Below are 26,456 nucleotides of genomic sequence, written 5' to 3'. Positions count from 1 at the left end.
GCGTGGACTAAGACCGGGTTAGCGGGAGACGCCAAACGTGAGTCGAAGATGAGTGGAGATTAGAACTCTTGAACGGCCGCGTCAAGGGTGGTTTCGTGAAGATTATGGACGGGAGTGGAAAAGCGGATCGAAACCTGTTTGAATGGCGTATTTTAAACGCAGGAGAAATCGACATGGCTGCGTTGGATTGGTCACAGTGCCCGGCAGTGGAAAGTGTCCCCGGCAAACTGAGCGGCGCGTGGGTCTTTCGTGGAACGCGCATGCCGGTAGAGACCGTGTTTCTCAATCTCGAAGCCGGCATGTCTGTTGAGGAGATCACCGAGGTCTTCGATGTCACTGCGGACGAGGTAAGGGCCGTACTTCAGTTTGCGGTCGCCAGTCTTGCGACTAGGCCGCTTGTCGCTGCATGAAGATACTGTTCGACAATGGTGCGCCGAAGCCGATTGCACGCAGCCTGCCGGGGCACGAAGTCACGCTCGCGCGCTGGATCGGCTGGCATGAGCTTGAAAACGGTGAGTTGATCCGGATGGCCGAGGATGCGGGTTACGATCTCCTCCTAAGCACCGATAAGAATATTCGCTATCAACAGAATTTGACTGGCCGCAGGATATCGCTCGTCATCCTCGGAAACTCTCAATGGCCGATGGTGAAGCTGTATTTGGAAGAGATTTCAATTGCGGTGAATGCGAGTACGCCGGGCAGTTATTTTGAGGTGCAGATTCCGTTTCGGTAGAACGAGTCATCCTAACTTCTTCCCGAGCTCTTCGAGGATGTCCTTATTATTTGAGTAAAAGTCCATGTACTCGTCATGACTGAAGAACGCGGTGACGTATGGTGCAACGGGCTGAATGTGGCCACCCCAGCCGTTTTGGATCGCTAGTTGGAGAAACGAGGCGAAGTCTTCCGTCTCGTGCTCCAGGAAGAGATGACCGGGAGCATCTTCAAGTAGCTGGCGGTCGCCGTATGACTCGCGAAGTTTGTAGTACAGGCGCCAGTTCTCACTGCTCGGCCAAATTCCCCATTCTGTAATCCACAGCAGGACAGGCATCCTGTAGGAAACCGACATTGCGATCGTGCGAGTTAGGTAAGCTATTCGACTACCTTGAACGTTGGTGTCAATGTGCAAAAGCTCCTTGCCGGCGTCAACCGGCAAGGAGCGTTCTCTGCGCGCAAGCCACTGCTCACATTCCGCCTGAGTGTAGAAACGCATTTCTACTTCTTCGGCTGGGCAGACGGCGGCAGCAGGCCGCTCAGGCGCAGGTAGCTGGCCATCTGCGAGTAGTGGTCGGTCACGTCGATATCCAGCTCCAGCAGAGCGCGGGCGCGAACCGTCTTGCGACCGCCGAAGAAGGTGATCTCGTCGCCGAGCTTGGCGTCCGAGGTCGCGTCGAGCGACTTCGAGCAGAAGTCGAAGCTCGCCTTGAGCGCCGCGATGAGGGCCTCCTTGGAGTCGGTCTCCTTCACCTCGGCGATGCCGGTCGCGGGTGTGCCGCCGATCATGGCGCAGACCAGCGTGTTGCCCTGGACGACGTGCGCGATGGTCTTGCCGTAGCTCCACTGCGCGGGCGTGGGTTTGAAGCTGTACTTGTCGGCGGGCATCTCGTCCGCTGCGGCGACGATGAGCTTGGACTTCTGGTCGAAGACCTGGCGGGCGCTGGTCAGGACCGGGTTGGCTGCCTGGGCGTGGGCGGCAGCGGTGCAGCCAAGGGCGAGGACGAGGGCGGCGAGCTTTTGCATGGGGCTTGTAACCTCTTTGGATTTCGTGGAAGGCAAACTCAGCCTACGCGAAACGGGGTCCGGGTGGGAACTGGCGGGGCCGTTTTCTTTGGAGCAGGCAGATCGGCAGACGAGGAGCAGATTCCCTGCGGGAATGACAAACAAGAAAAGCAGGGAGTCGTTGATTTTTGGAGGCTCGATGCGTAGACTTAGAGATTGCAGGGATGCGTCGTGCCTGGCTCCGCGGGTTGGGGTCGGTCCGGTTACCATTTGCGCCAAATATTGGGGCCGTGGCCCGCATCCTCATCTCCCGGCTCAGTCGGGCGAAATTTCCCGGCGAACCCGGTAATAGAGAAGAGAGTTTAGCAATGGCAAATCATGTTTCCTCGCTCAAGCGCGCCCGTCAGACCATCGTCAAGACTGCCGTCAACCGTTCCAACAAGAGCAAGCTGCGCGGCACCCTGCGCACCCTGCGTGAGGCGATCGCAAAGGGCGATGCGACCACGCTGGCCGCTGTCTACAGCTCGACCGCTTCGCTGCTCGACAAGAGCGTCCAGAAGGGCGTCCTGCACAAGAACACCGCGAGCCGCTACAAGAGCCGTCTGAATGCGCGCGTGAAGGCTGCCGTGCTGGCGAAGAAGGCTGCGTAAGCTCTTCTCGCTGTGAGGTTTGTGTAAGAAAGGGCTGGCTCCGAGGTTTCGGAGCCGGCCCTTTTTCGTGGGCGCTGCCTCACGTGTTCATCATCCTGAACATAGTGAAGGACCCCCGTATTTTGTTCTGATCGTCTCTATCGCTCGCGGCTTCGAACAAAATACAGGGGCCATCGACTCCGCTACGCTTCGCTCAGGATGACGAGCGGTGGCGTGGCTCCAAGCAAGAGGACCTACTTCTTATCCTCCGGCGTCTCGCCTGGCAGGAGAAGGGTCGGCGGTTTGCGATGGGGCTGGTCGCCCTGCACCTCCGGTGCGTCTCCCGGCGGGGGCGGCGGGGCGGCGCCCTGATCGCCGACGATCTGCAGCGTGGAGAGCGGATCGGCGTCGGTTCTCGCCGGGATGCGGAATGTGCTCGTATCGAGCGGCGTCTCGGCGGGTTTGACGGCCTCTTTGGCCAGCTCCTCGGCGGTCTTCGGGCCGGAGCGGCGAAGGGTGACGAGGGCGGTCTCGCGCTGCGGATAAGCCGCCACGGCTTCGGCGACGGCGGCCTTGTCCTTGTCCGAGAGCGGCGGCAGTTGGTAGAGCTCGAGGGTATCGTCGCGCAGCAGCACGAGCGACTGGCCGTCGGCGGAGAGGTCGTAGTTCTGGCCGTTGCCGTGGACGGGCGTGGTCGAGAGCTTCAGCAGCTCCTGCCCGCTCCAAGTCTGGATGACGGTGATCTGCTGCGATTCGACGTTCGAGACGCCGATCTCATCCGGCTGCGGATTGGTGGTGCCGGCGGTGAAGATCAGCCGGCTGAGTCCGAAGCGGCCGACTTCGGGCGCGGTGGCGAGGTAGGCGGTCCGGACGCCGTTGGGCACGGACTCGACCCACAGCGGGTCGCCCTTCAGGTTGAAGGCGCCGAGCTCCGGCTTGTCCGCGCTGCCGCGACAGCCGAAGCCGATGAACTCGCTCCGGCTGAGGAAGACGGCGGTCGGTCGGCAACTGGTGTCGAAGCCCGCCAGCTCCTGCTTCTTGCCGGAATGGGTGTAGAAGTCGAAGAGATAGCCGCCGGGGGAGCTCTTCGATGGCGGCTCCTGCGACGCGTCGAGGAAGCCCTCCGCGGTCAGGGGGATGTCGACCATAGACTGGAATCGTCCGGAGCCCGCGTAGCGCGGCCGCGCGATGTCGCCGGCGACGCCTGGGCCGACGGTGGGCGGCGTGACCCGGTAGAAGCTGATGCCGACATCGGCTGCCGTCGATTCGGCGAACTGCGGGGTTGTGGAGGTGTTCGCGACGGTCTCGACGACCATCATTTCGCCGCCGGGCGAGAGCAGCATCAGGCCGATGCGGCGGTCCGACTGCAGGTAGGGCTGCTCGCGGAAGGCGTCGCCGGTGGGCAGGTTGGCGAGCGGGGCAATCACGCTTACCTTTCCCCGGATGCGCAGGAGAAAGCGTCCGTTGGGCAGCGCCCACAGATAGCGGGCGTGGTCGTGCGTCAGCCACTCGGTGCGAGCCAGCACCTCGCCCGAAGGGTAGCTGATGAGCAGCGCCGCGACCTTACGGTCCTGGTCGTCGGGCGGGTCGTTCAGGTCGCGGTTCAGCAGGCCGCGTGCGTTGAAGGTGACGAGCAGGTGCGACGAATCGACGAAGTTGACCGTGAACATGGCGCCGCCGGGAAAGAGCAGCCGCGGCGGCGTGGGGTAGAAGCCCATCTCCGCAAGCGGAATCTTCGCCACTGGCTGCGGCGTCTTCGGCCCGGCGGCCAGCACGCGCAACGGCGCAAGGCCGGCGACGAGAAGCGTGGCGGCGAGCAGTCTGCGTTGGAGCGGGAGCTGGGGCATTGGGGAACGGATTCCGCGCCGGATGCGTATCGGCCTGAGGTGACTTCTGTTGGATAGACGCTGCACATTGCGTAGACGACGCAAACGGCCAATCGAGTACGTGCGCGGCAGGCTTCGTATTGCAGCACCATGTTACAAAGTTTTAGGGCAGTACGAGAGCATGAGGGTGCGAATGAAGGATTTGAAGCGATTTTTGACGGTAGGGATGGTGGTTGCAAGCACACTCGCGGGCGGCAGCCTGTTCGGACAGGCGGCAAAGCCAGCCGCGACGCCGTCGTATGTGCCGATTCCGGGCTTCGACCCGACCTCGCTCGACCGCGCGGTCGACCCCTGTACGGACTTCTACCAGTTCGCCTGCGGCAAGTTCGCCGCCAACCACCCCATTCCGGCGGACGAGGGCGGCATGGGCCCTGCCTATGTGCTGATGAACGTGAACACGCAGTGGCTGCGCGGCATCCTCGAACAGGCCGAGGCAGGCGGGTCCGATCGTTCCGCGGACGCCCAGAAGATCGGCGACTACTACAAGGCGTGCATGGATACCGACCGGATCGAGCGGCTCGATCTCGCGCCGATCCAGCCGCTGCTGGCCCAGATCGACGCGCTGGGCGACGGCGTGCGCGGCAAGCTGGCGCTGCCGGGGCTGATCGGCAGTCTGCAGCGCGAGGGCGTGGATGTCTTCTTCAGCTTCGGCGAGCAGCAGGATTATAAGGACGCCAGCAAGCAGATCGCCTATATCTCGCAGGGCGGGCTCGGCATGCCCGAGAAGGACTACTACCTGCGCACCGGCGCCAAGGACGAGGAGCTGCGCAAGCAGTATGTCGCGCACATCGTGAAGATGCTGACCTTTGCCGGCAGCTCGCCGCAGCAGGCGCTGCGCGATGCGAATGCGGTGATGGCCTTCGAGACGGCGCTGGCGAAGGGTTCGATGGGCGTCGTCGACCTGCGCGAGCCGGAGAAGACCTATCACCTCCAGACGATCTCCGCCTTTACGGCGACGGTCCCGGGCTTCAACCTGCCGCGCTACGAGGAGGCGTTGCACGCGCCGCATGTGACGGAGATCAACAACTCCACGCCGGACTACTTCCCGGTGCTGCTACACCAGGTGCGCGATACGGATATGTCCGTGCTGAAGGCGTACATGCGCTACCATCTGCTGACCGCCTACGCGGGCCGGCTGCCGAAGCGGATCGACGCGGAGAACTTCGACTTCTACGGCGTGAAGCTGTACGGCCAGCCGGAGCAGGCGCCGCGCTGGAAGCGCTGCTCGCGCTCGGTGGATGGCGCGCTGGCGGAGGCGCTGGGCAAGGTCTACGTCGACCAGTACTTCGCGGGCGAGAGCAAGCAGCGGATGGTCGTGATGGTGAAGGAGATCGAGGACGCAATGGATCGCGACATCGACACGCTCACCTGGATGAGCCCCGAGACGAAGTTGAAGGCAAAGGCCAAGCTGAAGCTGGTGGCGAACAAGATCGGCTACCCGGACAAGTGGCGCGACTACTCCGCTCTGACCGTGAAGCCGGACGACGCCTTCGGCAACTCCATGCGGGCGAACGAGTTTTCAAGCGCGCACGAGCTGGCGAAGATCGGCAAGCCGGTCGATCCGGGCGAGTGGGACATGAGTCCCCCGACCGTGAACGCCTACTACAACCCCAGCATGAACGACATCAACTTCCCGGCGGGTATTTTGCAGCCGCCCTACTTCGACCCCAAGGCCGACGACGCCGTGAACTACGGCGACATCGGCGGCGTCATCGGACATGAGCTGACGCACGGCTTCGACGATCAGGGCAAGAAGTTCGACGGCAAGGGCAATCTCTCGGACTGGTGGACCGCCGCCGACACCAAGGGCTTCGAGGCCCGCACCGACTGCCTGGTGAAGGAGTACGACGGCTTCACCGCGGTGAAGGATCCCACCGGCGATGTGAAGGTGAACGGCAAGCTGACGCTGGGCGAGAACACGGCCGACAACGGCGGCCTGGTGCTCGCCTACATGGCGTATCTCGAACACGCGAAGAAGACGGGCGTCGATCTGACGGCGAAGGTGGACGGCTTCACCGCGCCGCAGCGGTTCTACATCGGTTACGCGCAGGGATGGTGCGAGAACTCGCGGCCGGAGCAGGTGCGGTCGCAGGTGCTTGCCGATCCGCACGCGCCGGACCACATCCGCGTGAATGGCGCGATCGTGAACCAGCCCGGCTTTGCGGGGGCGTTTAGCTGCAAGGTGGGAACGCCGATGGTTCCGGCGAATAGCTGCCGGGTCTGGTAGTTATCGATGATAAAAAGCCTCGCATCCAAACTTCGGATGCGAGGCTTTTTGTTTTGTTAAGGGCACGGCTTTAGCCGTGCCACATGTGCCGTCTTGTCTTACGGCTTTAGCCGCTGGGGTACGCTTCTGTGCCCTTGTGAGAGTGAAAGCGTTCCTCAGCCGCTAAAACGGTCCAGCCTCCGCGGAGGTTTGCGGCACGGCTGAAGCCGTGCCCTTAAGCACGGCCTCGGCCTAGCGCCTCAAATGAAAGTTAGACCTGGGCCATGCCGCCGTCGACGAAGAGCTCGACGCCCTGCACGTAGCTCGAATCGTCGGATGCGAGGAAGACCGCAACCTTGGCGATCTCGTCGGGCTGGCCGACTCGGCCGAGCGGAACCTGCGCCGCCATGCCGTTGAGGAAGGCGTCGCGCTCTTCCTTCGTCTTCACCAGACCGTCGATGGCCGGCGTCTCGATCGGTCCGGGGCTGATGACGTTCACGCGGATGCCCCTGTTCTTCAACTCGGCCGCCCACGTCCGCGCAAACGAGCGTACCGCCGCCTTGGTCGCCGAATAGACGCCAAACGCCGGAATACCCTTGATCGACACGATCGATGCATTCAGGATGATCGAACCGCCTGCCTCGGGGAAGAGCGGCAGCGCCTTCTGCACGGTAAAGAGCAGGCCCTTCACGTTGGTGTTGAAGGTCTTGTCGAAGTGCTCCTCGGTGATCTGGCCGAGCGGCAGGAACTCGCCGCCGCCGGCGTTCGCGAAGACGATGTCGACGCGGCCCTTCTCCTGCTTGATCTGCGCGTAGAGGCGGTCGAGGTCGTCGAGCTTCGACGCGTCGGCCTGCACGGCGGTGACGTTCGAGCCGATGGTCTTCACGGCCGCGTCCAGCTCCGGCTGGCGCCGACCGGTGATGTAGACATATGCGCCTTCGGAGACGAAGCGCTGCGCGGTGGCGAGGCCGATTCCAGTGCTGCCGCCGGTGACGAGTGCGATCTTGCCTTCGAGTTTCTTTGCCATGACTTGCTCCTGTTTCGTTCGAAAGTCGCTGAATTTGTTGGGTTGCAGCCCTGAAGCGCTCGTCATCCTGAGCGTAGCGAAGGACCCCTGTATTGGCTTTTGTTGTTGCTCGTTTTGAAGGAGCCGCGATATGTCGCTCGCATCGGAGAAGAGATCGCAGATGCGAACGAAATACGGCGGTCCTTCACTGCGTTCAGGATGACGGGCGTTTGCGGTGAGCCCGTCATCCCGAACCGTGGTGTCTTAGTACGCGCCGCCGGCGGCGGTGATCTTCTCGCCGGTCAGCCAGCCTGCGTCGTCCGACGCGAGGAAGACCGCGACGGCGCCGATATCGGACGGCTGGCCGGTGCGGCCAAGCGGCGTACGGCTTACGGCTTCCTTATGGAAGTCGCTGCCAACGAAGCCCGCCGTGTGCGTGCCTTCGGTCTCGACCAGGCCGGGGTTCAGCGCGTTCACGCGGATCTTCTGCGGGCCGAGCTCCTTCGCCAGCACGCCGGTGATCGCGTCCACGGCGCCCTTGGTCGCGGTGTAGACGGCCGAGGCGGCGGGGGTGATCGTGGTAACCAGCGAGCCGATGTTGATGATGCTGCCGCCGGTCGCGGGGAAGAGCTTGACCGCCTCCTGCGTGGTCAGCAGCAGACCCAGCACGTTGGTGTTGAAGATGCGGTGATAGTGCTCCTCGGTGATGTTCGCGAGCGGCGAGAACTCGTAGACGCCCGCGTTGTTGACGAGGATGTCGACCCGGCCGTAGGCGGCCTTGGTCTCGGCGAAGATGCGCGTGACGTCCGCCGCGACCGCGACGCTGCCCTGCACGGCGATGGCCTTGCCGCCCGCCGCGACGATCTCGGCGACGACCTTGTCCGCGCCGGTCTTGCTGGAGGCGTAGTTCACGACGACGGACGCGCCCGCCGCGGCCAGATCCTTGGCGATCTGCGCGCCGATACCCTTCGACGCTCCGGTGACGACTGCGACTTTATTGCTGAGCTTGCTCATCTTTCGATCTCCGTTCGGAACGTCATCGGTTCGACGTTTCGATATGTGTCTAATTGATGTGACGAGCTTCGGATCGGATGCAGCTCTTTTTGTTTGTCATTCCCGCAGGGAATCTGCTGTTCTCGGCAGGCTGGGCAGAAAGATGAAGCGGATCCTCTTCGAGGAGGACAAACAAGAAAGCAAAAACGCTAGATGGCCTTCAGATAGTCCATATACGCCTGCAGGGTGGGCCGGCGCAGCTTGAGGTTGGCGAACTTGCCCTCGCGGGCGATCTCGATCAGTCCGGCGCGTTCGAGTTCCTTCATGTGGTGGGAGAGGGTCGCGGCGGTGACGGGCTGGCAACTGCGGATGTTCGAACAGGGCAGGCCGGCATCACAACAACCTTCGCCGATCTGCTTCAGGATCTCCACGCGGCGCGGATCGGCCAGCGCCTTCGCGATGAGTTGAATCTCTTTCGTCGAAAGTTGGACCGTCTCCATGGGGCTCTCCCGCGCTGCACTCTACCAGTAGTGTAGATGCAGCGCGGGGCGCGTGGACTCCAGGCCTAGTCCATCGCGCCATGGTGATGGAAGAGGTGGTGGTTGATGTCCGGCCAGAACTCCTTGAACATGAAGGTCGCGGCGTCGATGCCGACGTTGGTGCCCCAGCGGTCGGCGGTGTTCGAGAAGTTGCGTTCGGGGCCGGGGTAGTAGAGGTTCGAGATGCCGGAGGCCATGCCCGCACCGACGATCTCGCCGGCGTTGAAGGTGTCGTGGCCCTGGTCGTTGCGCGTGACGACGATGCGGCTGAGCGAATAGCCGGTGCGCTTCAAAAATCCGCCCTTGCCGAGCGTGTAGTAGCGGGTGTCTTCGTGGGTCAGGGCGGGAACGATGAACTCGACCGAGTAGTTTTCGATGGTCTGGTCGACGACGGAGTGCCAGAGGTAGCGTCCGAAGCCGACGCCGCCCTTGCCGAACTCCGGCGTCTGGTTGGTGCCGTAGGCATAGGCCGCGACGGCCACGGGCAGCAGCACGGAGGAGTAGTCGAAGCTATCCTGGGTCGCGGTGACGAACTTTTCGCGGACAGTCTGCTTGGGCGGATGCTCGTCGGCGCTGACGGCGCGGAAGTTCGGCACGATGCCGAGGATGCGCTTGGTCTGGCCGTCCTTGTGATCGGACTGGCCGGCGGCGGATGCCGTCTGGCCCTCCATGCTGGCGGTGGAGTCTTCCACGGTGGTGGCAGGGACTGCGACGGCCGTTGCGGAGGTCGAGGAGGCAGCCGCGCCGGGAGAGTCGGGCAGACTGACTGCGGCCAAATCCTGCGCGTGTGCTCTGGGCGACGAAAGCGCGACGCCAAGACAGAGCGCAAAGCACGCTGCAGGCAAAATTCGATAAGGATTCATTGGGTTCATCTTACCCATTGGACGGCCCATTTCGGAGACTGGATTCGTTAATTCGTCCGCGCGCGTCCGCCGGAGCGAGGTGTGCGACAGTGGAAGGATGAGAGTGGTTGCGGAAAAGAGACGTGGGCTGGGCTTTGCGGCCTGCTGTCTGGCGAGCGCGTTGTGGGGTTGCGGATTCTTCTTTGGCAAGATTGCGCTGGCGGAGATGAACGTTGGCGCGATGGTCTTCTACCGGTTTTTGTTCGCGACGCTCGCGCTTTCTCCGCTGCTCGTGACGCATCGGCCCGGATTGAACAGGCGGGAGTGGGGCGTGCTGGCGGGCGCGTCGTTCCTGGGGATTCCGGTGCAGTTTCTGCTGCAGTTCCAAGGGCTGCACCTGACGACGGTCAGCCATGCGTCGTTGATGGTGGGCACGATGCCGGTGCTGCTGGCGGTCGGCGCGACGCTCTTCGCGCAGGAGCGGATGGACGCGATCGGCTGGGTGGCGCTGGCGGGTTCGACCACCGGCGCGGCGCTGATCGCGTTGGGCGGCCACTCGGGCAGGCCGGGCGAGGCGTCGCTGGCGGGCGACCTGCTGGTGGTGGCGTCGATGTTCATCGCGCTCTTCTGGCTGCTGGGCAACAAGCAGTTGATGGAGCGGCACTCGCCCATCGTGATTACGGCCTACGGCACGGCGATCGGGATGCTGATGCTGTGCGTGGTGGTTCCGGTGTTGTTTGGCGCGCCGCCGGTGGCGCATGTCTCCATGAAGGCCTGGGCCGCGCTGGCGGCGAGCGGCTTCCTCTGCACGGCGGCCACGACGCTGCTATGGAACTGGGGCATGACGCAGGTGCCGGCCTCGCAGGCGGGCGTGCTGCTGAACATGGAGCCGTTGATCGGCAGCCTGCTGGGGGTGCTGGTGCTGGGCGAAAGGCTGGGGCCAAGCGCGTGGGTTGGCGGCGGGCTGATCCTTGCGGCCGCGGTTACGCTGACGACGCGGTCGAAGACAAGGGTGAAGGAAGAGATGGCTCTTTAGAGAAGGCTTAACACCGATTGGAACGATCTGAGGAGCGATCAAAAACAAACAAAATCATCTGCTTTTGATCGCCTTTCAGATCGGTTGAGATCGGTGTTAGGTAGTTCGCTTGCGCATCGCCATCCAGGCCCGCATCACGCAGAAGACGACGGCGAACGCCACCAGCCACCACGGCAGAGCTTTCTCGTAGCCAAGCGCGAGCCACAGCACGATGCTGCCAAGATACACATAAGCCATAAAGCGGCGGACGTTTGCCGGGGTCATGCTAGCTCTCCTTCACACTGACGCCGAGGGCGCGCATCTTGCGGTAGAGGTGGCTGCGTTCAAGGCCCAGGCCTTCGGCGGCGCGGCTGACGTTGCCGTTGCACTCGTCCAGCTTCTTCAGGATGTAGTCGCGTTCGTAGGCCTCGCGCGCCTGCAGCAGCGTGGGGAACTCCTCGCGCGCCGGGGCGGACCGCATCTGATCGCGGGCATCGCGGTAGACCAGCATGGGCAGGTGTTTGCGCTCGACGCGCTGCACCTTGGGGTTCAGGATGACGACGCGCTCGACCAGATTGCGCAGCTCGCGGACATTGCCGGGCCAGTGGTACTGCTTCAGCGCGGCGAGGGCGTCGTCGGCCATCTCCACGCGCGGCCGGCCGTACTGCGCGCCGAACTCGCCGAGGAACTCCTTCACCAGCAGCGGAATATCTTCCTTGCGATCGCGCAGCGGAGGCACGTAGAAGGGGATGACGTTCAGCCGGTAGAAGAGGTCTTCGCGGAAGTTGCCGCGCGCGATCTCCTCTTCGAGATCCTTGTTGGTCGCGGCGATCACGCGCACGTCGACATGTACGGGATGGCTCGCGCCGACGGGCAGGAAGCGCTGTTCGTCGAGCGCGCGCAGCACCTTGGCCTGGGTCTTCAGGCTCATGTCGCCGACCTCGTCGAGGAAGAGCGTGCCGCCGTCGGCGCGTTCGAAGGTCCCGCGCTTCTCGGCCGGTACGCCCTCGCCGCCGCCCTGGATGTAGCCCGGCGCCGCGCCGTGGCGATAGCCGAAGAGCTCCGCCTCGATGTAGTCCTCGGGGATGGCGGCGCAGTTCAGCTCGACGAAGACGCGGTCCTTGCGCAGGCTTTCGGCGTGCATGGCGCGACCGATCAGCTCCTTGCCGGTGCCGCTTTCGCCGTAGATCAGCACGCGGCCGTTGGTCGGCGCCATCAGCCTGATCTGCTGGCGCAAGGCCTTCATCGGAACGCTCTGGCCGGTGACGGTTCCGCGTACGGCGAGCTGCCGCGCGAACTCCTTGTTGTCCTCGCGCATGCGCCGCGCCTGCATGGCGTTCTTGATGACGATGAGCGTGCGCGCGAGCGAAAGCGGCTTTTCGAGGAAGTCGTAGGCGCCGAGCTTGGTGGCTCTCACCGCCGCTTCGATCGTTCCATGGCCGGAGATGATGACCACCTCGGGCACATGCTCGGACGACATCCGGCGGATTTCGCCGAGCGCGTCGAGACCGTCGCGGTCGGGTAGCCAGATGTCCAGCAGCACGACGTCGTAGACGGCGTCGCGCAGCAGCGTCAGAGCCTCACCGGCGGTGGCGGCGGTGGTGACGAGGTAGCCCTCCTCCTGCAGAATGCTGGCGAGCGACTCGCGAATTTCGGCTTCGTCATCGACGATCAGTACGTGATTCAAGGCTTGGCTCCCTCTTCATCTTAGGGGCTAAGACGTACGTCCGCGCAGGAAGATGCACAGGTAAACTGCCATACAAGCGTGGATTGTGAGGGGGCAATGCCTGACGGCGGAGGTCGCTGAAGGACATCAAGGTTGCCGAAAGGCAGCAGGCCCTGGCTGTAACCAGGGCCTACCTCTCCATGAAAGGAGTACCTTCGAATGCTCAGACTGAAAGGTCGCATTCAGTTGGACTTCGTGATCCGGTGCAAAGTGCGCTGGATCGCAGCCTTGGTCTACCTCATCACCAGGTAGGCCAACCAAACTCCCCGGTCGTCGGCAAACGACCGGGGACTTGCTTCTATGATAAGCAGAGTTTAGGCCCATCCGTCAAACTTTTCATTCTATCGTCGCCGGGTTACCCCGCCATCAACCCGCTGACGAAGCTGGTCCGGTCTCTTTCCCGCGGGAAGGATCTATGACGGTTATTTTCAATCTCCACACCATGATGCCAACAAGACGGGCGTCTTTCTCGGCGAAGAAGAAGATGACGAATCCCCTGTCAGTCTCGATATGCGCGTTCGTTACCGGAAAATCCGTCTCTCCAAGAGACTTGATCGATTCATCCCACCCGCACCTGTAGACCTCGTGTCCACTGGATTGAGTGGCCCGTTGGCGCAAGGCATATAAATCGGCCAGGTATTTCGATGATTGCGTCGATGAAGAGATGGTCTGAGAGAACGTCTTCGATCGGTTCACAAAGTCCAATGCCTGACGTGCGACATGGCCAAATACGGGGTCGCCAGACACACTCGATAGCGTTTCCAGCAAGTCGAGATTCATTACTGAACCCTCGCGACGTGCTCAGCTTGTAGCTGCGGCGCCAGCGCGCTGCCGTCGCCCTCGCCCAGTTCGGCAGGCGTGGCCGCGCGCAGTTCGACGATGAAGAGCGCTCCCACCGGCTCGTTCTTCTCGGCGCGAATCGTCCCCTGATGCTCCTGGATGATCTTCGCCGCGATCGCGAGGCCAAGTCCCGTGCCGCGCTGCTTGGTCGAGAAGTACGGCAGGAAGAGGCGTTCGCGCATCTCGTCGGTCAGGCCGGCGCCCGTGTCCGAGACGCTGAGCTCGACCATGCCGTTTTCGAGCAGCGCGGTGGAAAGCCGCAGCTCGCGCAGCAGGCTCTGCTGCATGGCCTCGGCGGCGTTGTCGATCAGGTTGCCGAGCGCGCGCTTCATCGCCTCGGGGTCGGCCATCACGAGCGGCAGGCCGGGCGCGAATTTGCGCGTCAGCTTGATGTTCTGCAACCGGCCGGCGAAGAGCGCGAGCGAGTTCTCGACGATGGTGTTCAGGTCCGCCGGACGTGGCCGCGCGGTGGGGAACTCGGCCAGCGCGGCGAACTGGTCGACAAGGCCCCGCATGCTTTCGACCGATCCGGAGATGACCTCGCTGCAGCGCCGGATGACCGCGATCGACGGCGACTCGACCTGTCCGGCGAGCCGCTCGATGTGCCGTCCAATCTGCTCGGCGCTCAGCGAGATCGGCGTCAGCGGATTCTTGATCTCGTGCGCGACACGGCGCGCGACCTCTTTCCACGCGGACTGCTTCTGCGCGCGCAGCAGCTCGGTGGCGTCTTCGAGCACCAGCACGTAGCCCTGGTGGCGGCGGCCTGTATCGCCCGAGGTCTCCAGCAGCGCGACGGTCGCGAGCAGGTTCAGCGTGCCGCCCGCGAGCGTCATCTCCATCTCGTTCGACGCGGCGCCCATGCGGTGGCTGCGCCCGATCATGCGGTCGAAGGCCTCCAGCATCTCCGGCGGAAAGACCTCCGCGAGGCTCATGCCGATGAACGGCCGCTGGCCGCCAGGGTCGAGCATCTCGCTCAGCGCGCGATTCGCCAGCACGATGCGGCGGTTGACGTCGAGCGTCGCGACGCCGTTGGGGATCGTCTCGAGCATCGTCTCCAGCTCGCCTCGCCGGGCCTCAAGCGCGGCGTTGGCAAGCGAAAGCTGGACGGTGGAGGCCTCGACCTGCGCGCGGCTGCCTTCGAGATCCTCGGCCATGCGATTGAAGCTGCGGACCAGATCGCCCAGCTCTTCGGTCGCGCTCTCCTCCACCCGATGCGCGTAGTCGCCGGCGGCGATCGACTCCATCGCGTCGGCCAGCGCCTCAACCGGCTTGGTGACCTGCTTCGAAAGATGCAGCGCGAGCCAACTGGAGGCGAAGAGCGCCAGGCTCGTCATCATCATCAGCAGGATCATGTAGGTGTTGCGCAGCTGCCGGCGGCCTTTGAAGAGTATCCAGTAATCGTCTGCGGCCTTGCGCAGACGGCTCATGGTGGCGGCCATGCCGTAAGGCATCGGCAGGCCCACGACGACGGCGCCGCCCTGCTTCATGGCGGCGGAGCCAAGCGCGAAGTCGAACCTGCCGAGGCTGAAGATGGGCTCGTCGTTGCGCTGCGCGGCGTCGAAGATTGCCGCGTCGGCGGGCAGTTGCGCGGGAAGGATCGCCTCCCGTGGCGCCAGTTCGGCCTTCGAGAGCCGTTCGTTGGCGGCCTCGGCGTCTTCGCCGGCGGTGGCGGTCTCGGGCAGCCAGGGCTTCACTTCGGCGTGGGCGCCGTCGGGCCGCGGTACGTGAAAGGCGGCGACGACCTTGCCGTCGCGGTAGATGATGGCGAATCCGCCCTGCAGCGTGATCTCATGCTGGCGCAGGAGTCGCTCGGCTGCCTCGACGGTGATGGCCTTGCCGCTGGCGGGCAGGCCGGAGGCGATGGAGTCGGCCTCGACGCGCGCGTTGGCGGAGGTGTACTGCGCCAGCTCCAGCGCCATGCGGTTGCTGTCGTCGCGCATCTGCGTCACCGGCTGCGAGAACCAGCGGTCGACCGAGCGGTTCATCAGCGCGTAGCTGAAGAAGAACATGAACGCGATGGGCAGGAGCGAGACCAGCACCGCGCCCCACAGCATGCGGACGCGCAGCCGCGTACCCATCACACGGCTCTTCTGATCGGCATAGAGCTTCAACACGTTGCGGACCAGCAGGACCAGCACGGCGACGAAGAGGACAAACGCGCCGGCGGAGATGCCGGTGTAGACGAAGATCTCGCCGGTGGAGGCAGGATTGAGGAACTTGGGATCGAAGGCGTTTAGCGACGCAAATGCCGCGCCCAGCAGCAGCGCGACCGCGCCGAAGGCGATGCTGCCAAACTTCCAGCGACGATTGCTCGTGGTCATCAGCCTGCGCTCCCTTGCTTCTCTTCGACCTGACTGCTCGGAACTGGCAAAACAGCCCGTCATCCTGAACGGAGTGAAGGACCCCCGTATTTCGTCGTTACTTGTTCTTGCCTTACGCTGCCCTTACCAATCGCAAACAGCAACAGCAACAACAAAAACGAAATACGGGGGTCCTTCGCTCCGCTCAGGATGACGAGCTTTTGTGAATAAGCCGAAAGACCTAGAATCCCAGAATCAGATCCTGCACCGGCCGCCACTCCCGCTCCTGCGCCTCGGCGACAGCCGCGTAGGTCAGCACGCCCTGATAGGTGTTCACGCCCTCCGCGATGCCGTGGTCCTCGAAGATCGCGCGCTGGGCGCCGAGATTTGCGAGCTTCAGCACGTAAGGGAAGGTCGCATTGGTCAGCGCGAGGGTCGAGGTATACGGAACCGCCGCCGGCATATTGGTCACGCAGTAGTGGACGACGCCGTCGACCTCGTAGCTGGGATCGGTGTGGGTCGTGGGGCGCGCGGTCTCGATGCAGCCGCCCTGATCGATCGCCACGTCGACGATCACCGCGCCTTTCTTCATCTTCGACACCATCGCGCGAGTCACGATCTTGGGCGCCGCCGCGCCGGGGATCAGCACGCCGCCGATCACCAGGTCGGCCTCCGCGGTCGCGTGCGCGACGTTATAGCTGTTCGAGCTGATGGTGTAGAGGCGGCCGTTGAAGATGTCGTCCAGCTCGCGCAGGCGGTTCAGGTTGGTGTCCAGCAGCGTCACCTTCGCGCCCATGCCGATCGCGATCTTCGCGGCGTTCGTCCCAACGATGCCGCCGCCGATGATGCAGACATTGCCCGGCGGCGTGCCCGGGACGCCGCCCAGCAGAACGCCGCGTCCGCCTTTTTCCTTCTCCAGATAGTTCGCGCCGACCTGCACGCTCATGCGGCCGGCGACCTCGCTCATGGGAGTCAGCAGCGGCAGCGTGCCGGCCTTGTCGCGGACGGTCTCGTAGGCGATGCCGGTGACTTTTTTCTCCAGCAGCGCGTCGGTGAGGCCGCGAATGGGCGCAAGATGCAGATAGGTGAACAGGACCAGCCCCTCGCGGAAGTGGCGGTACTCCTTCTCGACCGGCTCCTTCACCTTGACGACCATGTCGGCGAGCCGCCAGACATCGTGGGCCGAGCCGACGATCTCCGCGCCGGCGGACTGGTAGGCGTCATCGGTGAAGGCGGAGAGCGCGCCGGCGTTGGTTTCGACCAGTACGGTGTGGCCTGCGGCAACCAGGGCATGTACGCCGGCGGGGGTGACTCCCACCCGGCTCTCGTGATCCTTCACTTCCTTCGGCACGCCAATCGTCATCGGTTCGTCTCCTGTGTTGTAACCAGCTTATTCGATGTCGACTCGCCCGGTCTGACGCGCTTATTCGCGCAGCTTGACGCGATCGAGCAGAAGGAAGACGGGGATGGCGACAGCCGTGTTCAAACTGGCCCGGACCAGCTCGTGCAGCCACACCAGGTGCGTGTCGCGCAAGCCCAGCAGATAGCGGAAGATGAGGAAGAGCAGCAGGCTCTGCACCCAGGAGAGGACGAAGTTCATCAGGATGCGGGTCGTCAGATTTTCGACGTCCACCTGCACGCCGATGCTCGACGCCGCATAACCGATGATCGCCTTCGCGATGCCGTTCACGCCGATGGGCTGGTGCGTGAGCGCGTCCTGCAACAGGCCGATGACCGTGCCGGTGATCGTGCCGGCGATGGGGCTGCGGCGCGCGACCGCGAAGAAGATGACCGCGACCAGCGGCAGGTCGAGGATCAGCAGGCGCGGAAAGATCTTCGGCAGAAAGGCCTGCAGCAGCAGAAAGGCGAGCGGCACCAGCGCAGCCACCATCGGGTGGAAGTGGTAGGTCTCGAGTTCGCGGCGCGAGGTGTAGCTGTGGGTCTGCATCTTCTCTTTTCAGTTCTAAGCGGTGGATCGAGTCGTGGCGCAAACAAAACGCAGATCCTTCGACTTCGCTGCGCTACGCTCAGGATGACAGATTCGAGCAAGTCAGGATGACAGATTTGAGGAAGTCAGGAAGAGAGATTCGAGGAAGGACGAGCGGCTTGAAAGAACCCGCCACGGATCCGTCATCCTGAGCGTAGCCGAAGGACCTGCGTTTTGTTCGAGTTGGCGACGATTCATGGCTCCTTCGGCGTCTCCGGGGCTACCGGCGTCTTCCTCACCGGCTCGACCGCCGGGGCATCGGTCGCCGGCCGTGGCGAACCCGGCGTCAGCTCCGCGGCCGGGGCAGCGGTTCCGGGGGAGTAGCGATCCGGATGCAGGGCCGGCTTGGGTTTGGGGACGAGGTCGGTGGAGTTGTTCGCCGGTGGCGCGGTCTCGTCGGTTGGCTTCGACGGATCGGCCTCGGTGGCGGGGCCGTCGTGGATGCTGGGCAGGCGCTCGGCGCTGACGTCGGCGGCATGCTTTTCGGCGTCGGCGGCGAGCTGCTGCTGCGCGTCGCCGGGCAGGTTGGGCTGGGTGCCGGTGATGACGAGCACCTCCTCCAACTGGAAGAGGTTGGCGGCGGGTTTGAGGGTGATGAGGGTGTAGGGCTGGTGCTCGGGGTCGGGCACGATCGACTCGATGACGCCCACGGCGAGCCCGCGTGGAAAGACCTGGTCGCCGCCGGAGGTGATGACCTTCTCGCCGGGCTTGATGCGCGAGTCCTGCGTGAGGTTCGTGATCTGGACGCGGCCGTTGGCGCTGCCGTGCAGGATGGCGCGGATGCGGGTCGACTCCAGGATGACGCCCGCGCCGGAGGTGGGGTCGTTCACCAGCAGCAGCTCGGAGCTGTGCGGAAAGACGAGGCGCAGCTTGCCGACGATGCCGTCCGGCGTGATGACGGCCATGTCGGTCTTCAGCCCGTCCTCGTAACCCTTGTTCAGGGTGAGCATGCGCGACTGCTCCGACCCGCTGGTGCCGATGACCTGCGCGGCGATGGTGGAGGCGACGTAGTGCTCGCGGAAGTCGAGCAGCTTCTGCAGGCGCTGGCCCTCGAGCGCGTCCTCGGAGATGGCGGCCTGCTGCAGGCGCATCTCGGCGATCTGCTTCTTGAGCGCCTCATTCTCCGCCCGCACGTTGCGCAGACCGACGTAGCTCGACCATCCGCCGCGCACGCTGTGGCCGAAGCCGGTGGAGATGCGCTCGGCCGGGGTCATCAGCGAGCTGGCCCAGTAGCGCAGCAGGCGCACGGACTCCGCATCCGGATGGCCCGGTTCCACCGGACGCCGGACCTGCACCGCCAGCGCAATGGTCTGCACCAGCAGGATGACGATGAGCACGAGCTGGTTCTTGAAGCGGGAGAAGAAAGATTCCATGGACGCACTTCCATTATCCGCGATGCGCGGGCGAATGGGGGAATCGATACCTTGGCAAGCGAGACGCAGCTCAGGATGACAGAACTTTGTGGCGATGCATGAAAAACGAAAGGCTTGTCATCCTGAGCGAAGCGAAGAACCTGCGTTCTCTTCAGCTTAGCGACGACGATAAGCTACTTCACGATGGCGTTGAATCCATCCGACAGCAGCTTCGCCTTCATGGCCTCGGCGTCCTTCTTGCTGGAGAACGGACCGACCTGCACGTGGAGGAACTTGTCCTGCGGCGAGGTGTGGATGGCCACGCTGTATCCGCGGCGCTTCAGCGCGGAGACCAGGTAGTCGGCGTCCTCCTGGTGGGTGACGGCGGCGATCTGGACCATCGCGGAGACCGCTCCCGGCACGGCGACGGGGGTTGGTGCGGGCGCCGCGACCGGGGTAGGAGCGGCGGTGGCGGTGGGCGTCGCGCGGGTGATCGGCGCGGGCGCCGGGGCTGCCGGCTCTTCGCTTCTCGGCTCTTCGGCGGCTGCCACGGGGGCCGGCTTATACGCCGGCGGCGGCGTGTAGGGCACGGTCACGGCGGGCCCAGACTTGTCCGCGCCGAGCGGGTCCAGGTTGCTGCGGCCGGGGGCGGGCTTGAAGCTGCCGAAGTTTCCGCCGCTCGTATTCGAGGCGACGCCGGACGTGCCCTGCACCGACTTGCGGCCCATGGAGTAGCCGAAGCCGAAGAAGATGGCGCAGATCAGCGCCAGGCCGAAGAAGATGCCCAGCAGCATCGTGGTGCCGAGCGAGATCTCGCGATCCCCGTGGTCTTTGGTTTCGTGCAGTTCGTCGTCGCTGTCGAGCAGGCTGTTCACAGGCTTGTTTCCTTGGGTCGTGGTCGCGGGCTGTGTGGCCCCGGTCAGGGAAGGCATACCCCAGGGGCTAAAGCCCGCGTCCGTGCCGGGTTTGATTGCCGGGGCTGAAGCCCCGGCCTACCTAGAAGCAAAGCAAATGCGGCATCGCTGAACGACTCAATCTCTTATCCCTACCACTTTACCGTGTTCGGTGGGCGGCGGCGTGGGGGTCAGCGTCTTGTTCAGCAGGTTCATCAGCTCCATCGGCAACGGAAAGACGATGGTGGTGTTCTTCTCGACGCCGATTTCGGTGAGGGTCTGTAGATAGCGTAACTGCAAAGTCATGGGCTGCGTCGCCATCAGTTCGGCGGCCTCAACCAGTTTTGTAGCCGCATCAAACTCGCCAGCCGCGTGGATGATCTTGGCGCGGCGCTCGCGCTCGGCCTCGGCCTGCTTGGCCATGGCGCGCAGCATCGATTCCGGCATATCCACCTGCTTCACCTCGACCGAGACGACCTTCACGCCGAAGGGCGCGGTGTGGCCGTCGATGATGGTCTGAATGCGCTGGTTCAGACGATCGCGGTGGGCCAGCAGCTCGTCGAGATCGACCTCGCCGAGCACGGAGCGCAGCGTCGTCTGGGCAAACTGCGAGGTCTGGTAGATGTAGTTCGAAACCTCGATGACCGCGCGGGTGGGGTCGACGACCCGCAACGTGATGACCGCGTTGACCTTGAGGGTGACGTTGTCGCGGGTGATGATGTCCTGCGGCGGGACCTCCATCGCCTCCTGCCGCAGGCTGACGCGGACGATGGATTCGATGGGGCTGAAGACCCAGATCAGGCCCGGCCCAGCCGCGGCGTCGCGCACGCGGCCCAGCCGGAAGACGACCGCGCGCTCGTACTCCTTCAAAACCTTGGCGCAGTTCAGCGCATAAAAGATGACGATGGCGGCGGGGATCAGGATCAGCATGGTTGAGGCCTCGAGTCGAACCGAACCCTGCGATTGTATGCTACGCGACGCCTAAAAACGCAGGAATACGCCGACCGCGGGTTGCGTGGTCATGGCTCGCTGGTGAATCGTGACATAGTTGGTCAGGTAGTCGGGCGCGTTGTAAAACATCTCGCGGAGCTCCGCGCGTGCGCCGAAGTGATCGCCCAGCAGGTAGGTCTCGGCGCCGATGCCGCCGGTGTAGAGCGCGCGATACTGCTGCTTGAAGCCTTCGCCGCCGGCCGCGGTGGGCGCGAACTTCAGCGTGCCGGCGCCGACCTCGGCGAACGGGATGACGCCGAAGTACTTATGCGGCGTATGCACGACGTAAGAGCCGGTAAACTCCTTGGCGTTGGTCTGGATGCCGAAGAACTCCGCCGGCGTGCTGGTGGTCGTGCTGGCGCCCAGGGTGAAGTTCTGCGAGTAGCGCGCGTAGCCGTAGTTGAACTGAAGGCCGAACCAGGGCGACTTCTGGTAATGCAGCGTGATGCGGTAGCCGAGCGTGCTGCTGGGCTTCAGGTTCACGGTCTGCGAGAGGTAGTTGGTTCCGTTGCTGCTGGTCGAAAACTCGCCCGCGCCGAGAACCGCGAAGTCCATCTTGCCCAACTGCCTTACGAGGGGGGTCTCCGGCTTCGCCTCCTGCGAAAATGCGGCGGAAGGGACGGCAAGTGAGGCCAGACCGAGCAGGGCAAACGGCAGAGACGACCGGCGAAGCGAAATAACCATGTAGTACAGACTCCTCGTGCGCAAAAGTGTCGCTCTTCCAGTCTACCCCGGCATCCGGGCCGGTTGCGGGCTGGGCGGGTTTAAGTGGGATCGGCGTTTTATGGCGTGGGCTCCACCACCAGGGTTAGACCGTCGATCTCGCGAATCAGCACTGCCGCGCCGGCGGGAAGTGAGAGCGAACCGTCGCGGAGGGCGGCCTGCCAGAGCTCGCCGCGAATCTCCACCTGCCCAGTGGGGGCGAGCGCCGTGCGTGCGACGGCCAGCTTGCCCAGCATCGCCTGCGGTCCCAGCAGCGTCTTGTTGCGGCGCGCGCGCAGGGCGATCCACCCCAGCCAGAAGGAGATGACGCCGAAGCCGATGCCTGCCCCCCAGGCGACCGAGGCGTCTACCTGGGCGCCGCCGGCGGGCGGAATCAGCGTATCCAGCCCGAAGACCAGCGCGAGCGTGCCCAGGAACGCGAGGGAGCCGTGGCTTGCGAGCTTCAGCTCCAGCCCGATCAGCACGAAGGCGACGAGGACCAGCACGATCGCCGAGGGCTGCAGCGGAAACCGGCTCAGGCCATAGATTCCGAGCAGCATCGCCAGCACGCCAAGCGCTCCGGGAACGACCGCGCCGGGGATGTTGAACTCCAGATACAGGAGCAGCAAGCCCGCGACGATCAGCAGGACGTCGAGATTGGGGTGCGCAAGCCGGGTGGCCACGCGCTCCTGCAGCGGAACGTCGTACGCCGGAACGAAGGGCGCTGCGTCGGTCTGCACTGTCTGCGCGGATACCGCTGTTTTTTGAGCGAGCGGCAGGCAAACCGCCGCGCACAGCAACAGCATCGTCAGCAGGGCGGCAAGTCGTCTCATGGGATGCTCTGGCCGCGCGATTCAAGCTGCTGCTTCAACCCCAGCGCGCCGGGGTCTTTGGGGTTGAGCCGCAGCGCGTTGCCGACGTAGGCGGCGCTTGCGGGCAGGTCGTTCGCGACGAGGTTCAGCCGCGCCAGCACCAGGCAGGCGGGCACGTTCGGCTTCAGCCGCAGGGAGTTCTGCGCGTTCAGACGCGCATCTTCGGCGTTGCCGCTCTGCTCGCGGATCTGCGCGATGCCGGCGTAGGCCGCGGCGGAGTTCTTGTCGGCGGCGAGCGCGGCCTCGAACTCCTGCTCGGCCTCGGGCAGCAGACCCTGCTTGAGGTAGTCGTGTCCGAGCTGCGTGTATTCGGCCGCCTGCTGGGCCGGGGGCAGCGTTGCCAGGCGCATCGCGCGCATCTGGTCGAGCTGGAAGGCGGCCTGCCGGAACGAGGCCTCGGAGTAGGTGCGACGGATGCGTTCGAGCGGCTCGAACGGAGCCTTGGCGGCGAGCGGTGTGCGTCCGGCGGCGATGTGCGTCTGCAGCTCCTTCGCCTCGGCGTCGTTCGGACGCAGCTTCAACGCGGCGGCGATCTCGCGCTGCGCGGCGGCGAAGTCGCCCTTGCGATACGTGGCGACGGCGACGTTGTAGTGGTAGTCGGGGTCGTTGGGGTCGGCGTTGGCGGCGCGCTGCAGCAGGGCGGATGCGTCCTTGCCCTGGCGGCTGGCGGCGACGCCCTGGTTGTTGACCACCTCGGGCAGCGGCAGACGCGTGGCGACGAAGGCAAAGGCCGCCTCGGCGTCCGCGTATTTCGCGTCGTTGAAACGGGCAAGGCCCTTGTAGAACCCGGCCTCGAGCGCGAGCCGGTCGGCGGGCGGAACCTTGTCCAGATCGGCTGCTGCGGCGGCGTAGTTCAGGTCGGCGAACTCCTGCTTGCCCAGCGCCAGCAGCGCCTGCGCGTAGGAGGGCGAGGCGGCGACAGCGGCCTGCAGACGTTTGACCCGCTCGGCCGGGGTCGGCGCGTCGAGGCCACGGATGTAGTTTTCAAACGCCGTCAGGTTCACACCGGCGGACGCCGCGAGAAACGTCTGCTGCGCGACGGAAAACTTCGGGTCGATCTGCCGCGCGACCTTCCAGGCGACGGCGTTTTCGATGTCGAAGAGCCGCGCCAGCTCGCTTGAATCGTCGAGCGGCGCGGACATGCGCAGCTTGTTCACCTCAAGCACCTGCGCCTGCACCATGATGCGTCCCTCGCGCACGGTGTAGTTGCCGACGACGACGAAGTTCGCATCGAGCGTCTGCGCGATGCGCAGCGTCGTCGCGCGCGTGGGCCGGAAGTTCGGCGGCAGGCCGAGGTGGTCGAGCGCGAACGCCCGGTCGTCGTGGCTGATGGTGAGGAAGCCGGCCGAGTTCAGGCGCTGGTCGAGCGTGTCGGGAAAGGAGTCGCCGATCCAGTTGAGGTTGGCCTCGCCGGATCGGTTGTCGAAGGGCAGCACGAGGACGACGCGGCCACCGGGCTCCTGCGCCGCGCTGTCTGCGCCCGCGGACTGGGCGGGAAGGTGGCGGGCGACGGTCAGCAGGGCAAGGACGGCGAGTACGCGCAAGGGCTTCGGCACGGTCTGATTATAGAGGGTTGGATTGCGTCTCTGAACGAGCGGCTCGATGGAGCGGAGACGTCTCTGGCTTCGGCGTGGCTGCAGTGTCCTCTCTTTGATGAATTCGTCTGAATTACGACTGTGTTGGACTGTGTTGCTTAAGGGCACGGCTTCAGCCGTGCCGTAGACGTCGCCTTGTCTTGCGGCTTCAGCCGCTGAGGTACGCTTGTTCGTTCGGGATAAGGACACTGCCGGACCGGCCGAAAACCGTACCTCAGCGGCTAAAGCCGCGCTGCGCCCACGTCGCTATGGCACGGCTGAAGCCGTGCCCTTAACACTGCCAATACTCCATCAAGGCATCCGCAGCTCCGCATCGACCGCCCTCGGAAAGCGCAGAATCGCCGCCGACTCGCATCCACGCGTCGCCTGCCACACGACATCGCCGTGCAGGATCGCGGCGACGCCCTTCGGCGGCAGGTCGCGGTGGAAGTCGAAGAAGCGCGTGTCGGCGCCTTCGTTCATGCGCGCCAGGTTCATCATGCCGGGCGCGGGAACGCACTTGGTCGAGAAGACCAGCGCCGTGTCGTAGCCGCCGGGGTCCTGCGCGGCGCGCTCGATCTCGCCGGCGGAGAAGTTCTCGATCGGCGCGACCTTGAAGGGCTGCCTGACGTATCCCAGCTCCGGCCGCGCCAGCTCCTGCGTCGCGGGCCACGCCGTCAGCACGGTCGCGAGCGGAAACTGCTTCGTCAGCACCGCCGCCGCCTGCTGGTGGACGACGATCATGTCGCGATAGCTCAGGTTGTCCTCGGGGGAGAAGACGTAGGGTGGATTGATCCAGAGCGCGGCTAGAAAGCCCACAGTGGTCAGACCAGCCAGCACCCACCACTGCGCGAAACGCTCGCGCCAGACAACGACGCAGAGCAGCAGGACGAGTGGGTACATCGGCAGCAGGTAGCGCGTCAGCAGCGCGCCGCCGAGGATCGAAAAGGCGATGCCGTTGCCCAGCAGGATGACGGCCAGCGTGGTCACGACCTGCTTTGAAAGCGTCCGCCCGGCCAGCCTCGGCATCAGCAGCACCGCCGCCGCGCAGGCTGCCGGGACGAAGAGGTTCATGTGCAGCGTCAGGTGGACGGCGCGATGCCACAGGCTGAGCAGGATGCGCAGAGGGCCGAGGTTGGCCGTGGCGTTGTAGCGCAGGAACTCCGGATTGCCGAAGATGAAGCCGGTCTTGTGGAAGTGGTAGGCGTACCAGAACGCGAGCGGGAGGATCGGGGCGAGAAGCGTGGCGATCCATCTCCACCCTGCCGATGAATGCTCGTCATCCTGAACGGAGTGAAGGACCCCCGTATTTCGTTGTTGCTTGTTTTCCGTCGGATCGGCTTTGGCCCCTGCCTCGAAATTCTGTGCCGCCCCCGGCAAAATACGGGGGTCCTTCGCTTCGCTCAGGATGACTGGCTTTCTGGGTTGACTGGAAACGATCTGCACCAGCTCCCACAGCGCCAGCGCGCCCGGCGTGACGATCGCGGTCTCCTTGGCCAGCGCGGCGAGCGAGAACAGCACGGCTGCCAGCAGGTAGCGTGGCCTTTCGCGGTGTTCAAAATAGACCGACAGCGCCCAGAGCGTGAAGGCGGCGGCAAAGATATCCGCGTGCGCCAGCGTACTCTGCGCGAACCACACCGGATAGAGCGCGGTGAGCAGGACGACCACCGCCCCGGTAACCGGCCCAGCCAGCTCGCGCGCCAGACGGAACGCGCCCAGCAGAGCCGCCGCGCTGACCATGCAAATAAAGACGCGCGTGTTCCAGACCGCGTAGCCGGCCAGATGCCACCAGCCCGCCAGCAGCAGCGAGGGCAGCGGCGGGTGGGCGTTGGTGAGCGTCGTCTGCGGAATCAGCGAGCCGGTGCGGAAGAGATCGAGCGCGGCTGGGATGTAGTATCCGGCCTCGTCCCAGAAGTAGGGCAGGCGCAGCAGCGTCAGGTGCGAGATGTAGACGCCGACGAAGAGCAGCGGATAGAGCGTCCACAGCGGCAACGGCCTGCCCACATCGCTGAGGTGATGGGGGGCTTCGCGCACGGGTCTAGTTGACGGGACCGCCGGCCTTCGGGAACGGCACGGGCACAGAGGTGGGCGCGCCAGTCTGCGGCTCGAGGGCTACCTTGCCGAAGGTCTGCTCATACTGAGCGAGGTTCTGTCCGAGGATGTTCCACAACGCCTTTGCCTGTTGCGGGCTGACGTAGACGCCTTGAAAGTTCGTCAGGTTCACCTCGTCGGGCGAGTCCTGCTTCGCCGTGCCGAAGATGAGCTGAAAGTCCCATACGCTCATGCGCACCTGCACGCTGTTGGCGTAGCCATCGCGGTAGTCTTCGGTGGTGGTCATGCGGATGCTGGGCTGTTCGGGATTGTTCTGGCTCATGTCTCTCGATTCGG

The 26,456-nt window shown here is 64.4% G+C and carries 26 protein-coding genes; 5 read left to right on the top strand and 21 right to left on the bottom strand.

Translation table 11 applies throughout. The features are described 5' to 3' along the window. Nucleotides 1-68 precede the first annotated feature (68 nt). Nucleotides 69-410, top strand: coding sequence for a DUF433 domain-containing protein (locus CHB87_RS15975; RefSeq protein ID WP_217897064.1), 342 nt, complete (start codon nucleotides 69-71; stop codon nucleotides 408-410). After that, nucleotides 407-733: a hypothetical protein gene (locus CHB87_RS15970; protein ID WP_176441807.1), complete on the top strand. Its 327-nt coding sequence runs from the start codon at nucleotides 407-409 to the stop codon at nucleotides 731-733. The genes CHB87_RS15975 and CHB87_RS15970 overlap by 4 nt, the downstream gene beginning before the upstream one ends. A 6-nt stretch (nucleotides 734-739) precedes the next feature. Here CHB87_RS15970 and CHB87_RS15965 read toward each other — a convergent pair whose 3' ends face one another. Then, a complete protein-coding gene (locus CHB87_RS15965) occupies nucleotides 740-1,210 on the bottom strand; it encodes a hypothetical protein (RefSeq protein ID WP_089409442.1) in 471 nt (156 codons plus the stop codon). Between the two features lie 2 nt (nucleotides 1,211-1,212). Next, nucleotides 1,213-1,737: a DinB family protein gene (locus CHB87_RS15960; protein WP_176441806.1), complete on the bottom strand. Its 525-nt coding sequence runs from the start codon at nucleotides 1,735-1,737 to the stop codon at nucleotides 1,213-1,215. A 347-nt stretch (nucleotides 1,738-2,084) separates the two neighbouring features. On the opposite strand from CHB87_RS15960, the gene rpsT reads away from it, so the two are divergent. Further along, nucleotides 2,085-2,366, top strand: coding sequence for a 30S ribosomal protein S20 (rpsT, locus tag CHB87_RS15955; protein WP_089409440.1), 282 nt, complete (start codon nucleotides 2,085-2,087; stop codon nucleotides 2,364-2,366). Nucleotides 2,367-2,599: 233 nt separating this feature from the next. On the opposite strand, the gene CHB87_RS15950 is transcribed toward rpsT, so the two are convergent. Then, nucleotides 2,600-4,192, bottom strand: a complete 1,593-nt coding sequence (locus CHB87_RS15950) for a hypothetical protein (protein WP_089409439.1) — start codon at nucleotides 4,190-4,192, stop codon at nucleotides 2,600-2,602. A 172-nt stretch (nucleotides 4,193-4,364) separates the two neighbouring features. Between CHB87_RS15950 and CHB87_RS15945 the strand changes: the two genes are divergently transcribed. Then, nucleotides 4,365-6,458 (top strand): M13 family metallopeptidase, encoded by a 2,094-nt coding sequence (locus tag CHB87_RS15945; RefSeq protein ID WP_245818036.1) that lies wholly within the window; start codon nucleotides 4,365-4,367, stop codon nucleotides 6,456-6,458. 250 nt (nucleotides 6,459-6,708) lie between these two features. On the opposite strand, the gene CHB87_RS15940 is transcribed toward CHB87_RS15945, so the two are convergent. From CHB87_RS15940 to CHB87_RS15925, 4 genes are all read right to left on the bottom strand, one after another. Next, nucleotides 6,709-7,464: a glucose 1-dehydrogenase gene (locus tag CHB87_RS15940; protein ID WP_089409437.1), complete on the bottom strand. Its 756-nt coding sequence runs from the start codon at nucleotides 7,462-7,464 to the stop codon at nucleotides 6,709-6,711. Between the two features lie 243 nt (nucleotides 7,465-7,707). Next, entirely contained in the window at nucleotides 7,708-8,457 is a 750-nt protein-coding gene (locus CHB87_RS15935) for an SDR family NAD(P)-dependent oxidoreductase (protein ID WP_089409436.1), read from the bottom strand. Between the two features lie 188 nt (nucleotides 8,458-8,645). Continuing rightward, nucleotides 8,646-8,936, bottom strand: coding sequence for an ArsR/SmtB family transcription factor (locus tag CHB87_RS15930; protein WP_089409435.1), 291 nt, complete (start codon nucleotides 8,934-8,936; stop codon nucleotides 8,646-8,648). A 65-nt stretch (nucleotides 8,937-9,001) separates the two neighbouring features. After that, nucleotides 9,002-9,751: a hypothetical protein gene (locus CHB87_RS15925; protein ID WP_245818035.1), complete on the bottom strand. Its 750-nt coding sequence runs from the start codon at nucleotides 9,749-9,751 to the stop codon at nucleotides 9,002-9,004. A 184-nt stretch (nucleotides 9,752-9,935) separates the two neighbouring features. Between CHB87_RS15925 and CHB87_RS15920 the strand changes: the two genes are divergently transcribed. Beyond that, entirely contained in the window at nucleotides 9,936-10,853 is a 918-nt protein-coding gene (locus tag CHB87_RS15920) for a DMT family transporter (protein ID WP_089409433.1), read from the top strand. 96 nt (nucleotides 10,854-10,949) lie between these two features. On the opposite strand, the gene CHB87_RS22350 is transcribed toward CHB87_RS15920, so the two are convergent. The 14 genes from CHB87_RS22350 to CHB87_RS15855 form a co-directional block, all read right to left on the bottom strand. Continuing rightward, the gene (locus CHB87_RS22350; protein ID WP_176441805.1) at nucleotides 10,950-11,117 is read right to left on the bottom strand and encodes a hypothetical protein; all 168 of its coding nucleotides are present in this window, start codon (nucleotides 11,115-11,117) and stop codon (nucleotides 10,950-10,952) included. Between the two features lies 1 nt (nucleotide 11,118). Continuing rightward, complete coding sequence (locus tag CHB87_RS15915) at nucleotides 11,119-12,519, bottom strand: sigma-54-dependent transcriptional regulator (RefSeq protein WP_089409432.1); 1,401 nt, start codon at nucleotides 12,517-12,519, stop codon at nucleotides 11,119-11,121. A 405-nt stretch (nucleotides 12,520-12,924) separates the two neighbouring features. Next, nucleotides 12,925-13,338, bottom strand: coding sequence for a hypothetical protein (locus CHB87_RS15910; protein WP_089409431.1), 414 nt, complete (start codon nucleotides 13,336-13,338; stop codon nucleotides 12,925-12,927). Then, the gene (locus CHB87_RS15905; RefSeq protein ID WP_089409430.1) at nucleotides 13,338-15,719 is read right to left on the bottom strand and encodes a sensor histidine kinase; all 2,382 of its coding nucleotides are present in this window, start codon (nucleotides 15,717-15,719) and stop codon (nucleotides 13,338-13,340) included. The genes CHB87_RS15910 and CHB87_RS15905 overlap by 1 nt, the downstream gene beginning before the upstream one ends. Before the next feature lie 220 nt (nucleotides 15,720-15,939). Next, nucleotides 15,940-17,061 (bottom strand): alanine dehydrogenase, encoded by a 1,122-nt coding sequence (gene ald, locus CHB87_RS15900; protein ID WP_089409429.1) that lies wholly within the window; start codon nucleotides 17,059-17,061, stop codon nucleotides 15,940-15,942. A 60-nt stretch (nucleotides 17,062-17,121) separates the two neighbouring features. Continuing rightward, on the bottom strand, nucleotides 17,122-17,646 hold the full coding sequence (gene mreD, locus CHB87_RS15895; RefSeq protein WP_089409428.1) for a rod shape-determining protein MreD: 525 nt from the start codon (nucleotides 17,644-17,646) through the stop codon (nucleotides 17,122-17,124). Between the two features lie 233 nt (nucleotides 17,647-17,879). Continuing rightward, the gene (mreC, locus tag CHB87_RS15890) at nucleotides 17,880-19,058 is read right to left on the bottom strand and encodes a rod shape-determining protein MreC (RefSeq protein ID WP_089409427.1); all 1,179 of its coding nucleotides are present in this window, start codon (nucleotides 19,056-19,058) and stop codon (nucleotides 17,880-17,882) included. Between the two features lie 173 nt (nucleotides 19,059-19,231). Beyond that, nucleotides 19,232-19,912 (bottom strand): SPOR domain-containing protein, encoded by a 681-nt coding sequence (locus tag CHB87_RS15885; protein ID WP_176441804.1) that lies wholly within the window; start codon nucleotides 19,910-19,912, stop codon nucleotides 19,232-19,234. A gap of 156 nt (nucleotides 19,913-20,068) precedes the next feature. Beyond that, a complete protein-coding gene (locus CHB87_RS15880) occupies nucleotides 20,069-20,860 on the bottom strand; it encodes a slipin family protein (RefSeq protein WP_089409425.1) in 792 nt (263 codons plus the stop codon). A gap of 51 nt (nucleotides 20,861-20,911) precedes the next feature. Further along, nucleotides 20,912-21,604, bottom strand: coding sequence for an outer membrane beta-barrel protein (locus CHB87_RS15875; RefSeq protein WP_089409424.1), 693 nt, complete (start codon nucleotides 21,602-21,604; stop codon nucleotides 20,912-20,914). A 98-nt stretch (nucleotides 21,605-21,702) separates the two neighbouring features. Continuing rightward, a complete protein-coding gene (locus tag CHB87_RS15870) occupies nucleotides 21,703-22,455 on the bottom strand; it encodes an NfeD family protein (protein WP_089409423.1) in 753 nt (250 codons plus the stop codon). Continuing rightward, nucleotides 22,452-24,050 carry a tetratricopeptide repeat protein gene (locus CHB87_RS15865; protein ID WP_245818034.1) on the bottom strand — a complete coding sequence of 533 codons (1,599 nt, stop codon included), beginning with the start codon at nucleotides 24,048-24,050 and terminating at the stop codon, nucleotides 22,452-22,454. The genes CHB87_RS15870 and CHB87_RS15865 overlap by 4 nt, the downstream gene beginning before the upstream one ends. 330 nt (nucleotides 24,051-24,380) lie before the next feature. Beyond that, nucleotides 24,381-26,102, bottom strand: a complete 1,722-nt coding sequence (locus CHB87_RS15860) for an ArnT family glycosyltransferase (protein ID WP_245818033.1) — start codon at nucleotides 26,100-26,102, stop codon at nucleotides 24,381-24,383. A 4-nt stretch (nucleotides 26,103-26,106) separates the two neighbouring features. Then, the gene (locus tag CHB87_RS15855) at nucleotides 26,107-26,442 is read right to left on the bottom strand and encodes a DUF3467 domain-containing protein (RefSeq protein ID WP_089409422.1); all 336 of its coding nucleotides are present in this window, start codon (nucleotides 26,440-26,442) and stop codon (nucleotides 26,107-26,109) included. Nucleotides 26,443-26,456: the final 14 nt, after the last annotated feature.

This window comes from Granulicella rosea, assembly GCF_900188085.1.
Lineage (GTDB): Bacteria > Acidobacteriota > Terriglobia > Terriglobales > Acidobacteriaceae > Edaphobacter > Edaphobacter rosea.
Note: the sequence above shows the minus strand (reverse complement) of the source record. Positions and strands in the feature narration are given on the sequence as shown.